Origin of the sequence: Bacillus cereus group sp. Bc061 (assembly GCF_027715825.1) — a bacterium.
In the GTDB taxonomy this organism is placed as follows: Bacteria; Bacillota; Bacilli; order Bacillales; family Bacillaceae_G; genus Bacillus_A; species Bacillus_A paranthracis.
Genome location: NZ_JAQFTZ010000005.1, coordinates 237,609 through 250,338, shown reverse-complemented (window position 1 = coordinate 250,338; position 12,730 = coordinate 237,609). Strand labels below are relative to the sequence as shown.

Genomic DNA, 12,730 nt, shown 5'->3' with positions numbered 1-12,730 from the left:
GCTTTACTTTGTAAGTTTTTCATTTTATTTTCTCTCCTTTTATTTTACTTGATCTCTTTTTTCTAATGTCATGCTCCACGCTGTTAAAATCACAGCGGCTACTACCATAAGACCGCCTACCCAAGCTGTATGAATTAACCCTAACGAATTCGTTACAATACCACCTAAATAAGCACCAAGAGCAATCCCGGCGTTAAACGCCGCAATATTAATTGCCGATGCAACATCGACAGCACTCGGTACAAATCGTTCAGCTAACATTACGACATATACTTGTAACCCTGGAACATTCATAAATGCGAATAGTCCCATAAAAATAATTGTGATTAACCCCGCTACCTTAAATGGTGCTGTAAATGTTAAAACAAATAATATAATCGCTTGAATAAAGAACATGTAAAATAGCGCTCGAATCGGATTATGATTCGATAATTTCCCGCCAATCACATTCCCTATTGCAATGGCGATTCCATACACTAATAAAATGATAGTAACCGTATTAGCTTTAAATCCTGTTACTTCTTGTAATAACGGAGATAAATACGTAAATGTTACGAATGTTCCCCCATATCCTAATGCAGTAATGATGAAAACTAGTAACAGTCTTCCGTTTGTAATTAATTTAAACTGATCGCGGAATGATACAGACGCACCTTTTTTCATATTAGATGGAATGAGAATACTATTTGCGATTAAGGCAATAATTCCAATTACTACAATTGCTAAAAATGATGTTCTCCAGCCAAATTGTTGACCAATAAATGTTCCAATTGGTGCTCCTGTAATAGTTGCAACTGTTACACCAGTAAACATAATGGCAATGGCGCTAGCACGTTTATTTTCTGGTACAAGTGCCGCAGCAATCGTTGAACCAATTGACATAAACACACCATGCGAAAGTGCAGAAACAATTCGCGCAATAAGTAATACAGTGAAACTTGTTGCGACAGCTGCAATTCCATTACCAATAATGAAAATAATCATAATCCACATTAATAACGTTTTTCGTGACATATTAGCTGTTAACGACGTTAATACCGGAGCACCAAATGCTACGCCTAACGCATATAAAGAAACTGTTAAACCAGCTGTTGTCACCGACACATGTAAATCTTCCGAAATAGATGGTAATAAACCGACACTAACAAATTCAGTTGTCCCAATCCCGAACGCACTAATTGCTAGCGCTAATAACGCAAATATACTTCTTCGATTCGTCTGAACTTCTGAAGACGATGCTGTATATGAATTCAATTGATTTCCCCTCTTCCCTATAATTCCTATCATAATAGTGCGATAAAAAGGCCCTTTTATCTTTCAAAACATATATTTAATCTCTACAAACGCTATTATGAATGGTCTCATTCTCTTTTTAAAGAACGCACTTTAAAGTACTATAGATACTTTTTAGTACCGTAAAGCTTGTCTCTCTCCTACATGTACTATTATGAAATATATTTAACATAATGAATAGTACGCACTTTAAAGTGCTGTAGGTACTAAAAAGTAACATAGTTAATTACTAGTACCATAAAGCTTGTTTCCCTCTCACATGTGCTATTATGAATCATATTTAACATAATAAAAAGTACGTACTTTAAAGTACTATAGGTACTAAAAAGTAACATTTATATAACCTAGCTTATTTTGCTCAAAAATTGAAATCTACATTCCATGAAAAAGACTTTCAAATGAAGAAATACCCTTTCCCGTAGAGGGAACTTTAGAGGACATTACTTAAACATATTAAGGTCATGCTCATTACCACAGAGAAATAATAAAAAGGCAAAAACGAACAGAAATTTGTTCATTTTTGCCTTTTTTATTTAACAATTAAAATGTACGACTTTTGGAAAGGAAATCTTTATCGGCTCCCGTTACACCACTTTGCCCCCAGTTTCCTGGAATCATTTCACGAATAAGAATTAGCACTTTATCCAAAGGTGCATGCGTATATTTAGAGGTTAATTGTGTAAGCTCATTTACCCACTTATCCTTCGTCTCTTGATCAAATGTATTCCATATATCAATCTTAATAATAGCCATTCCATCAACGTTACCAGACGATGTATCGTAGGACTCTTTTGTCTCCCAATTGGACACCCTACTTTTCTCAGCAAAGGTAGCATCACTTGCTACAGCTCCAGCTTTCCCCCAATTTTCTTTCTCAAGTTCCGTTATCAACACTTGAATTTTGTCAGGGACAATTTTTAATCGTTTTATTGTAAGTTCCGTTACATTATAAATGAATTCTTTCTTTTCTTCTATTGACATCGTTGGCCAAGTATTTAGTTCAATTAATGGCATAGTATTGCCCCCTAAAGTTAATTAATTATTTATTCACTAGCTACAACTATTGCTTTAAATGATTTTTAACTGCCCTTACTACCAATTCGTGATCTTCTTCTGGTGGTAATCCTGATACTGTTATCATTCCAATAACCCCTACGTTTTTTACTCTGATAGGAAAGCACCCGCCAAACGCAGCATATTCTGAAGTATCTAAAAGATATTTTTCATTATATGAAATTCCAGTTATTTCACTTTGTATCTGCATATAATACGAGCTACGATCATGCAGGGAAACGACTCGCTTTTTACGCTCAATCCATTTCGTATTTTCCGCATTTGTCCCTGTCATCTTGAAATGAAATAATTGCACACCGTTTTTCGTTATATCAACAGCAATCAATTTTCCTTCTCGCTTTGCTGTTTCCACGATAAATAAACCTAGTTGCAAGGCATCTTCATTTGTAAAAGAGGTAAATTGAAGTGTTTCCTCCTCTTTTAAAATTTGTTTACTTATTTCATTTAAATTTGAAGAACTCATATCTTTAACCTCCATAATTGTTTTATGCCACTGCGGCATTTTTTGAAATTATTAGGCCACATAGTACAACCTTTCAATCAATTTGATTCTAAATAAAATGCTGTAACATCGGTGGTAACTAGTACCGAAAAGCTTGTTTTCTTCTTACTGGTGCTATTATGAATGATATTCAAAATTATAAAAAGTACGCACTTTAAAGTGCTATAGGTACTTTAAAGTACTATTTTACTTATCCCTATCTTACAGAGACTATTATGAAATATATTTAACATCTTAAAAATGTATGTACTAAAGAATAATATTTTTCATATCAAACTTTTTTGCTCAATGGCTGTAATGCAAGCCCATCAAATTTTTGTATAAAAACAAACGAAAAATAAAAGAACCTAGCCGATACTAGATTCTTTTCTTATCTACAAAATACTCTTATATTTCTTTTGAGTTGTTAAAAACGAATTAGAATAGAACTTCAACTAAAGGCCCATTTTAATTACAGTAAAAGATTGGTGAAACGATACATTACACCACCTAAAAATAGGAGGTAACAAAAATGAGTGAAAAAACAGCAGGCTTTTCACAAGTAAATCACGTCGGAATTACAGTAAGCAATTTAGAAAAATCTATCGTTTTTTATGAAGCATTAACAGGTAAGAAAGTATCAAACATTGATGAAATTGGCGGAACAAGAATGGCGCAAACACAAGGACTTGAAGATACTCGTATTAAATATGCCAATCTACACTTAGACAATTTGAACATCGACATTCTAGAATACGTTGCCCCTAAATCAGATAAAGCATCTTACTCAAATGATCAAATTAGTGCGATGCATCTTTGTTTTGAAGTAGAAGATATCGATGCCGCTGTAGAACGTCTAAAAGCAATTGGGGTAGAACCAGATGGAGAGCCAATTATCTTCCAAGAAGAAGATGGCTTGAAATCTGGATTTGGTACAGGCGTTGCCTACTTCCGTGATCCAGATGGTACTAATTTAGAGCTAATTGCTCCAAAAGGTCCATTTAGACGTGAATAATTAAAACAAATTAATACCGAAACAGTCACCTTATCTCTGAAAAGGTGGCTGTTTGTTGATAGATTAAATAAAAAGGACAAACTCTCCAACGTGAGAAGTTTGTCCCAAAATAGATATTTCATATTCCACTACTTTGACACTAAAATCAAAAATCGTGAATTAGAATAATGACTTAATACTTGCTAAAACAGTAAGTACACCTACAATAATAACAAATACGTTACTCATTTTCCCTTTGTACTTAGCTAATACCGGTACTTTTTGAATCGCATACATCGGTAATAGACATAAGATAGCAGCAACTAATGGACCGCTTAGAGAATCAATAAGTCCAAGAATACTTGGATTTGTATAAGCAACAAACCAGCATGATAATACAACAAAAGTAAGGATTATTGTCTTAATTGTTTTTTCTTCAATATCTTTTCCACGTGATTTACCAAACTTAATAATCATGTCACGCATTACTTCAAATGCTCCGATATAATGGCCAAGGAATGACTTTGTAATAGCCACAAAAGCAATAATTGGAGCTGCAATCGTGATTACAGGCGAATTAAGCTCATTCGCAAGATATGAAAGAATTGATAAGTTTTGTTCTTTTGCCATTTTTATATCCTCTGGAGTCAAGCTCAATGCGCTACTCCAAACGAAGAACATAACAACAGCGAATGTCATGATATAACAAACCTTTTGTATTTGCGCACATTTCGCATCAGTGGCTTCGATTCCATACGTAGCTCTCTGTTTCACAACAAATGATGAAATCATAGGTGAATGATTAAATGAGAATACGATGATTGGTAGAATCATCAATATCGTCCCAAAATAGCCTGTTCCTGTTGAAGCAGTTGAAACAGCTGAAAAACTAAGCATTGACGTATTCCACTGTGGAATTAAAGATATTGCGATAAACAGTAGAGAAACGATGAAAGGATACACTAACATACTCATTACCTTTACAGTAATATCTTGACCAAAATTTAGTATAGCGATAAGACCAAGAACTAATACAAGTGATAAAATTGCTCTTGGAGGTTCTGGCATGTGCAATTGATGCACGATAAAACTACTTGCAGTGTTTGTAAGCGCAACCGAATACATTAGTACGATTGTATAAATTGAACCGAAATATACGATGTTAAAAATGATACTCGCTTTATTTCCAAAATACTCTCTAATTGTACCTGTGATCCCCTCATCAGCAGAATTAGAAGCGTATATCATTTTAGCAAGCGCCCTATGTGAGTAGTACATAACTGGATATGCAAGCAATGTAATTAGCAGTAAAGATAATAAACCACCTGAACCTGCATTAATCGGTAAAAAGAGCACCCCTGCTCCAATTGCAGTTCCAAATAGACTGAGTGCCCATGTAGTATCCTGCTTATGCCACTTTTTCGGATCTGCATATTGCTCATTGTTTAGTGCGGTATTTTCAGCTTGAACTTCTATTTTCTTTGCAGTATTCCCGTTCATATAATAACTCCCCCTTGTATCTATTCCTGCATCTCTCTTTGCATCTAACAAATATTCCCTTTCTGGAAAATGAATTCCTTACAAGTTGCCCCACATTGTATGTCCTTCATCATAATGAATCCAAATTGAAACATTCGCTAATTAGCGTCCTAATATAATTGTTAGCGTTCACAAAAAAGTTTACTCGTAATATCCGCTCTTTATATAAAGACCCCTTAAGAGAACAATATAGAATAGACTTCATAAATACGTTGCAACATTTCTAATAACAGTGTATTACTTTCATGGTTTCTCTTTTTTACTTTTAACAGTAATTTTAGCTAAACCGGCCTCTCTTCATTTGCGAGGCATTTCTTTCTCAATTCTATACATTAACTTTCATAACTTCGGTAGCACTGATGATATTGCTTACACAAGCCACTGAAGTACTTTACATACATTTCGCCTCTAATCACACACCTTTCTTACTAATAATCGCATTTTTTATATTTTCTCCAGAGATAATAAAATTTCTCTCGACGCCCTCATTATAACGTGTATATTTATAAAATTAATATTTTTATATTTTCAGAAATATTAATTGGATATAGTTTTACATGGATAACATTTTACAGTTCGCATGCAACCCTTGTTCCTATCGCTTAAAACTGAATGAATTAGCATAAAACACAGTCACATATTATTTATCCAAGTTACTCATTATAAAGATACTTATATTCTTCTTTGTCAAAAAAAATTATTTTAATTTAAAAAGATATTCTAATAAATAATTAATGTGGTTAAAAAGAAATATCTTTTTGAATATACCAACCAATTTTCAGGATATATATTATCGACATTGCATTCATATACATTTTTAGGAAGCTACCTTTTACTTGATGGCAATAAGAGGACCGCTAACATTTTACAAAAACCTACGTTAAACGCAAAAATACAATAAGCTGCCCATATCGGGCAGCTTATTTACATAACAATTGTTATCAGAGGTGTGCAAACAACTCAATGCAATGTAATCTTAATTCGAGTTTTTTCAACTCTTCTTCAGGAATATTTCTATATTTATAATGAATCGTTTTTACATCATTTCCTTAGAGATGATATTATTGCTTATTGCACGTTTCAACCTATTAAAAGCCAATCATTTAATCTTTAAAACCCCTCGTTAACTAGCTCTTTTATCGAGTTTAATTTTGAAGAGAGCTCGATAAACCATTCTTCGTCTCCTGTTAATAATGCAAGGTCTATCAGATAAAGGATTTGCTCCTTATTGATTACCTTTGATTCAGGGAGTTTGTTAACATGTTTACTAAAGAGTAAAATCGCTTCGTTTTTTGTGTACTTGTCGTCGCGTTTCACAATACTAACTGTAACTATATCTTCCGCTTCATCAAGTGATACAATGTAACCAACTATGAATTCGCCCTCATTTGATATTCCACGAACCCAATCTCCTACTTTTACAACTTGATTATTATTTGACATCATACTTTTTCACCTTCTTATAAATATTTTTTGTGACGATAAAAACGAAATTAAACTGTAATATTTTCCATTACATTTCAATGGTAAGAACTTACGGCTCTATATAACAAGTAAGCCGCTTAACGTTCTTGATTGATAAGATCAACAACTTCTTTCATTGTGTAATTCTTTAAGTATTCACCTAGATGTTCTTCCGCACCTAAGAAAATAGTGAACAGCACTTTTCGCATGTTTGAACCTACAATACACTGATCATTTGATTCTGGGCACTTAGGCTGCAATGCACCTTCAGAGGTTATTTGATAAATATGCCAAAGATTAACTTCATCTAAATCTCGGGCGAAAATAAAACCGCCACCAGTCCCCTCTTTCGATTGTATAAACTTATGTTTTTTTAACAAACTTAGCACTTTGCGAATACGTACTGGGTGAACACCTGCACTTTCTGAAATCGCATTACTTGTTGACATCCGGTCTGGCTGTAAAGCTAAATAAGTTAAACTGTGTATGGCCAAAGTAAAGTCGCTGCTCATTGTTTTCCTCCTACGATCAAAAATATTGTTTCTCCTATATTAACATACTGTAGCCATAAATATTACAGATAGGTTAGTCAAACGTTAAAATATATAAGAACCACTCTTAGCATAAAGAAATAAATTCCATAACTCCCTTTAGCTTTTTAAGTTAAACATACATTTAAAGACTCCATTGTTTCTTCACTTGCTCTTCTGCCAACTGTTTAATTTTTGTCCATATCGTATCTTTGCTTACAATAACATTTGTTTGATAATTTCTATCGTTATAATTGACTGTAACACATACTTCTATCATTTCCTGCTTCCTCCTTTCAAACAAATTTCTTATCTATATTTAAGTCCTGAAAAGTCTTGGGTTTATTTAAAGCCTCTAACTTGTAACTTCACTTTTTAAGTAATCCAATTTAAAAGCCCCACTGCTTTTTGACTTGTTCTTCTGCCAATTGTTTAATTTTTGTCCATATCGTACCTTTACTTACAATAACATTTGTTTGATAATTTCTATCGTTATAATTGACTGTAACACATACTTCTATCATTTCCTGCTTTCTCCTTTCAAAAAACTTTTCCTAAAAAATATTACTTATTAATTAGCCAACTTTTGCAGTTCAATATTTAAAAATGTTCGAACGCTACGTGGTAAAAATTTACGAATTTCTTCGTCATTAAAACCAATCTGTAATCTTTTCTCGTCCAGCATAATTGGGCGACGCAACATTAGCGGATGCTCAATTATTAATTGATAAAATTCATTCAGCGAAAGCTCATCTATATTTATATTTAAGTCTTGAAAAGTTTTGGATCTAGTTGAAATTATTTCAGTGGCACCCTCTTCAGTTAAACGAAGAATGGATTTAAGTTCATCCACTGTCATAGAATTGGATACGATATTTTTTTCAGTATAATCAATTTGATTCTCTTCCAGCCATGCTTTCGCTTTTCGGCATGAACCACAGCTTGCTGTTGTATATAAAACCACCATATTTCACTCACTCCTTTAATGTTCTTTATAAAATGTACACTTTAAATATCGTTTGTTGAAATGTATTAAAAAAAATTACAGTTTAGAATCAAATTCACGTAATGTTAGTTATTCGGCAATGTTTCGTTTATTTTTTACTACTCAGTTCTTTGCATGCTTCTTTTATAAAATAGTTGAAACTACATTTTACAGATGATGACAACTCACTTCTTAAATCTATACTGTAATTTTAAACCTTACAGTTCTATTAATCAAATGTTAAGTCTTGGATTAATTAATCATTTTTTGTGAATGTCCCCATAGTGTTATGCCGACCCATTCCAAATGCACTTCAAAGTACATTTTATTCATTTCTTACTTACATGTGTTAGTATGAACGATATTCCGCATAATAAAAAGTACGTACTTTAAAGTGTTATAGGTACTAAAAAGTAACATATAAACTTTCTAGTGCAGTTCTACATCGGTTATTATGAACGATATTTCGCACAATAAATAGTGCGCACTTTAAAGTGTTATAGGCACTAAAAAGAAATAATTTTATTATTAAAGCGTATGTAAGTCCAAAACTGTAATCTACATTCATCAAAGGAGTTTTTTTATGAAGACATACAATATTCCTGTAGAAGCGACTTTAGAAGTTATTGGCGGAAAGTGGAAGGTTGTTATCCTTTGCCATTTAAAAAAAGGAACAAAAAGAACGAGTGAATTAAAACGTTTAATGCCTGGTATTACACAAAAAATGTTAACACAACAATTACGGGAACTAGAAGAAGATGGTGTAATCCAAAGGAAGGTATATGACCAAGTGCCACCGAAAGTAGAGTACTCTTTAACGGATTACGGTTCGTCTTTAGGAGCTATACTCGATTCCCTCTGTTCCTGGGGAGAAGTTCATCTTGAAAAAACCGGGAACACATCCATGCTGATTACAGCAGATGAATAATAACTGTTCCTACTATATTGAAAACAGAAAATAGGTTGAGGCAATACGTGCCCCAACCTATTTTTTATACCTCTTTATAACTTTTTGCAGTAATAACTGTTTCGAATTCAAAGGTTTCCGGCAAATGATCGGCGTAAGAGTATTCAAAAGTGCGTCCATCCGTTAAGTAGGCCACCTGTTCCACTCTCATTAGGAAATCTTGATTTGTTAAGTTCATAAACTGCTTTTCTTTATCATCCGGGCGAATTCCTTTAACCCTAACAACGGATGTTCCCACTTGAAGACCTAGTTTATTTTGAATGTGGGAGTAGATTGATTCCTCTAAAACAGAAACATCAACACCTGGAATGACCGAAATCGGCATCCATGTATGCTCCATAATCGTTGGAATACTGTGAATGATGCGGAGGCGGATGATTTTATATACAAAATCCCCTACTGAAATACCCAATTTTTCAGCAATGACTTCATCGGCACCGACAATCGTAAACTCAATAATTTTACTTTCTACCTCACTGCCATAAACAGCTTTCGTACCTGTTAAAGTTTGAATCATTCGTGCTTTTTCCTGTTGACGCCAATCTTGAACGACCGTTCCACTTCCGCGCCGGCGAATGATGTAGCCGTCTCTAACTAACAGATCCAGCGCCTTTTTTATAGTAAGGACAGAAACATCAAATTCTTCAGCAAGGACGGGGCTACTTGGAATTTTTTCTTTAATCTTATATTCGCCGTCTAAAATTTGCTGTTTCATTTTTTGATAAATGCCGAGGTATTTTACTTGTGTGGATCCGCTTGCCATTTCCATACCTCCTTTATGCTGTATTCCCTCTTCTACTCATTTAAGTTTAAAGCCTCAAGTTTGTAAACGGAAGGTGATGGCGCAGCAAATCCGTTTTCTAAGATTTCAATATTCGTTACCGCTTCTTCGTCTTTCACAAGCTTTGGTGCACCATTTACAATTGTTTCATACGCTGCATCATAAAAACGACCGTAATCACCAAGTGGCGTTTTAATTTGTTTTTCAATCCAATCACCGTTTGCGTTGCGATATTTCGCAATTCCATAGTACATCGGTGAATCTTCACCAAATCCTGCACTCTCAGGCATAATACCCGCTTTCAAATCATTTTCCTGCTGATCTTCACCATATTTAATAAACGATCCATTTGTTCCATGAACGATAAAGCGCGGATAATCTTTCGCTACAACATGGTTCGTTTTCAGTTTAATTTTCAACTTATTTCCGTAATGTAGACCAACATCGAAATAATTATCAACCGCACCTTCCACTTCATTATTACGAATATCGTATGTCACCGTATCTGGACGGCCAAACAGTGAAATCATACGGTCCATCGTATGAATACCTAAACTGTAAAATGAACCTTCTTCTTTTGGACCTTCGTGAGTGATTGAACCAGGACGGAAATAATCAATATGTGATTCAACCTCAACAATATCACCAAGGAATCCTTGTTCTATAACTTGCTTCACAGCTAAGAAATCACCATCAAATCGACGGTTTTGATAAGGCATAACTACTACACCTTTTTCTCGTCCTAAGGCTAACAATTCTTTCGCATGTTCCACTGTATCGCAAAATGGTTTTTCCACAATAACTGATTTTCCAGCAAGTATAACTTTTTTCGCTAATTCGTAATGCGTATGTGCTGGCGTACAGACGGTCACCACTTGAATTTCTTTATCATTCAACAATTCATCCAAATCAGTAGTGAAACTAACACCTTTTTCCTTATATGGAGCTGCTAATTCTTCATTAATTTGGCGAGCAAAAATTGTTTTTACTTTTATATTTTTACGTATATTCACATACGGTAAGTGATAGCGGTTAGCTGATTTTCCAAATCCAATAAAGCCCATTGTTAATGTCATATTCTTCAACTTCCTTGCTCATAAATTTTTGATTCTATTTTTATTATATATTTTTATTGTTAAAAGTATATAGTTTTGTTTTTAAAATTATATACAAAAGTCGAGATCGGAATCATTTTCTGATTCCGATCTCGACTTTAAGTTATAGACTTATGTCCTACCATCATTTTATTTACACTCGATGAGTAGTTACAGAGCTGCTTCATTACATGCTCTTATTCATACATATAAGAACGTGTCATCGGAATTGTATCGTTAATACCTTTTGTAAATACAAATTGATGTAAATCAATATTACCTGTAAAGAACGAAGCTGCACATGCATTTAAATATAAGCGCCACATACGAATGAATCGCTCATCTTTCGTTTTGCGAACTTCCTCCAGTACGTTTTCAAAATTTCGAGCCCAATGCTGTAATGTTTTCCCGTAATGTCTACGTAAGCTTTCCACATCAACAATGTAAAATTGTTCGTTTGTCATGTTCGTGATTAATTCGTTAACAGCAGGAACATATCCGCCAGGGAATATATATTTTTCAATCCAACCATTCGTAGCACCACCATTGGCCGGGGAAGTAATACAATGAAGTAGAGAAATCCCACCATCATTTAGTAGTGCATTCACTGTCTCAAAGTATTGTGTAATGTTGTCTTTTCCTACATGTTCAATCATACCTACACTAACAATTTTATCAAATTTATGATTCTTAATATCGCGGTAATCAAGTAAAGATACTTCAACTAAATCCGTAAGTCCCTCTTGTTTAATTCGCTCGGAAGTCTTAGCATATTGTTCCTCACTTAACGTTACCCCCATCGCTTTCACACCGTACTGCTTAGCGGCAGCTGTAATGAGCTCACCCCACCCGCAACCAATATCTAATAGCGTATCACCTTTTTGAAGGTTCAACTTTTTCAAAATATGATTCACTTTATTATGCTGAGCTGTCGTTAAAGAATCTTGCTCATTTTGGAAATACGCACAAGAATACGTCATTGTTTCATCTAGCCATAATTTATAGAAATCGTTCCCAATATCATAATGATGAGCAATATCATCTTTATTTTTTTGTTTTGAGAAATTCCATTTACTTTTGAAATATTGCAACTTACTATCACCTAAAAAGCTATCCTGCCTTTTATAAATTGATTGAATTGCTTTTTCAAGATTCCCTTCTATTTCAAGATCTCCATTCATATATGCTTCACCGAATGCGATAGAAGGATCCTTAGCAATCTCTTTTTTTGAAAGCGGCTTATGGAATGTTACATGAAATTGAGGTTCCCCTTCTCCATATTGTATTGTTTCTCCATTCCAAAGTGTAATTTGAACTGGATCTGAAAAAAGATTTTTAAGTATTTTTTTATAAAAAAGTTCTTCAACCATATAAACATCTCCTACTAAAGAAATTGAACAAAAAACTATACTAGTTAATAAGTCTTTTTGAACATAGCTTAAAACCGTTATGACTTCTTGCTACGAGTGTCATTATAAAACGGTTATATTATGAAGCATAGTACGTACTTTAAAGTGATGAAGGCACT

The 12,730-nt window shown here is 33.9% G+C and carries 14 protein-coding genes; 2 read left to right on the top strand and 12 right to left on the bottom strand.

Features of this window, described 5'->3' with window-relative positions:
* Positions 1-39 precede the first annotated feature (39 nt).
* The 3 genes from PDQ40_RS19135 to PDQ40_RS19125 all read right to left on the bottom strand — a co-directional run bounded on the left by PDQ40_RS19135 (position 40) and on the right by PDQ40_RS19125 (position 2,869).
* Complete coding sequence (locus PDQ40_RS19135; protein WP_270691588.1) at positions 40-1,254, bottom strand: MFS transporter; 1,215 nt, start codon at positions 1,252-1,254, stop codon at positions 40-42.
* A gap of 579 nt (positions 1,255-1,833) precedes the next feature.
* Positions 1,834-2,307, bottom strand: a complete 474-nt coding sequence (locus PDQ40_RS19130; protein WP_001128292.1) for a tautomerase family protein — start codon at positions 2,305-2,307, stop codon at positions 1,834-1,836.
* 46 nt (positions 2,308-2,353) lie between these two features.
* Positions 2,354-2,869 (bottom strand): heme-degrading domain-containing protein, encoded by a 516-nt coding sequence (locus tag PDQ40_RS19125; protein ID WP_171484370.1) that lies wholly within the window; start codon positions 2,867-2,869, stop codon positions 2,354-2,356.
* Positions 2,870-3,380: 511 nt separating this feature from the next.
* Between PDQ40_RS19125 and PDQ40_RS19120 the strand changes: the two genes are divergently transcribed.
* A complete protein-coding gene (locus PDQ40_RS19120; RefSeq protein WP_001291681.1) occupies positions 3,381-3,863 on the top strand; it encodes a VOC family protein in 483 nt (160 codons plus the stop codon).
* 159 nt (positions 3,864-4,022) lie between these two features.
* Here the strand turns inward: PDQ40_RS19120 and PDQ40_RS19115 are convergent, their stop codons facing one another.
* From PDQ40_RS19115 to spxA, 6 genes are all read right to left on the bottom strand, one after another.
* Positions 4,023-5,342, bottom strand: coding sequence for an aromatic amino acid transport family protein (locus tag PDQ40_RS19115; RefSeq protein ID WP_001014180.1), 1,320 nt, complete (start codon positions 5,340-5,342; stop codon positions 4,023-4,025).
* A 1,149-nt stretch (positions 5,343-6,491) separates the two neighbouring features.
* A complete protein-coding gene (locus PDQ40_RS19110) occupies positions 6,492-6,827 on the bottom strand; it encodes an IDEAL domain-containing protein (protein WP_270691587.1) in 336 nt (111 codons plus the stop codon).
* A 116-nt stretch (positions 6,828-6,943) separates the two neighbouring features.
* Positions 6,944-7,357, bottom strand: a complete 414-nt coding sequence (gene saiR, locus PDQ40_RS19105) for an Rrf2-family transcriptional regulator SaiR (protein ID WP_000093217.1) — start codon at positions 7,355-7,357, stop codon at positions 6,944-6,946.
* A 163-nt stretch (positions 7,358-7,520) separates the two neighbouring features.
* Positions 7,521-7,655 (bottom strand): BA3454 family stress response protein, encoded by a 135-nt coding sequence (locus tag PDQ40_RS19100; protein WP_000573531.1) that lies wholly within the window; start codon positions 7,653-7,655, stop codon positions 7,521-7,523.
* Between the two features lie 109 nt (positions 7,656-7,764).
* Positions 7,765-7,899 (bottom strand): BA3454 family stress response protein, encoded by a 135-nt coding sequence (locus PDQ40_RS19095; protein WP_000573537.1) that lies wholly within the window; start codon positions 7,897-7,899, stop codon positions 7,765-7,767.
* A 47-nt stretch (positions 7,900-7,946) separates the two neighbouring features.
* Positions 7,947-8,342, bottom strand: coding sequence for a transcriptional regulator SpxA (gene spxA, locus PDQ40_RS19090; RefSeq protein WP_000261183.1), 396 nt, complete (start codon positions 8,340-8,342; stop codon positions 7,947-7,949).
* Positions 8,343-8,943: 601 nt separating this feature from the next.
* On the opposite strand from spxA, the gene PDQ40_RS19085 reads away from it, so the two are divergent.
* Positions 8,944-9,288 carry a winged helix-turn-helix transcriptional regulator gene (locus PDQ40_RS19085; RefSeq protein WP_000860831.1) on the top strand — a complete coding sequence of 115 codons (345 nt, stop codon included), beginning with the start codon at positions 8,944-8,946 and terminating at the stop codon, positions 9,286-9,288.
* A gap of 64 nt (positions 9,289-9,352) precedes the next feature.
* On the opposite strand, the gene PDQ40_RS19080 is transcribed toward PDQ40_RS19085, so the two are convergent.
* The 3 genes from PDQ40_RS19080 to PDQ40_RS19070 all read right to left on the bottom strand — a co-directional run bounded on the left by PDQ40_RS19080 (position 9,353) and on the right by PDQ40_RS19070 (position 12,572).
* Positions 9,353-10,090 carry a GntR family transcriptional regulator gene (locus PDQ40_RS19080; protein WP_000146299.1) on the bottom strand — a complete coding sequence of 246 codons (738 nt, stop codon included), beginning with the start codon at positions 10,088-10,090 and terminating at the stop codon, positions 9,353-9,355.
* A 32-nt stretch (positions 10,091-10,122) separates the two neighbouring features.
* A complete protein-coding gene (locus PDQ40_RS19075) occupies positions 10,123-11,184 on the bottom strand; it encodes an oxidoreductase (RefSeq protein ID WP_088312192.1) in 1,062 nt (353 codons plus the stop codon).
* A gap of 215 nt (positions 11,185-11,399) precedes the next feature.
* The gene (locus tag PDQ40_RS19070) at positions 11,400-12,572 is read right to left on the bottom strand and encodes a cyclopropane-fatty-acyl-phospholipid synthase (RefSeq protein WP_270691586.1); all 1,173 of its coding nucleotides are present in this window, start codon (positions 12,570-12,572) and stop codon (positions 11,400-11,402) included.
* Positions 12,573-12,730: the final 158 nt, after the last annotated feature.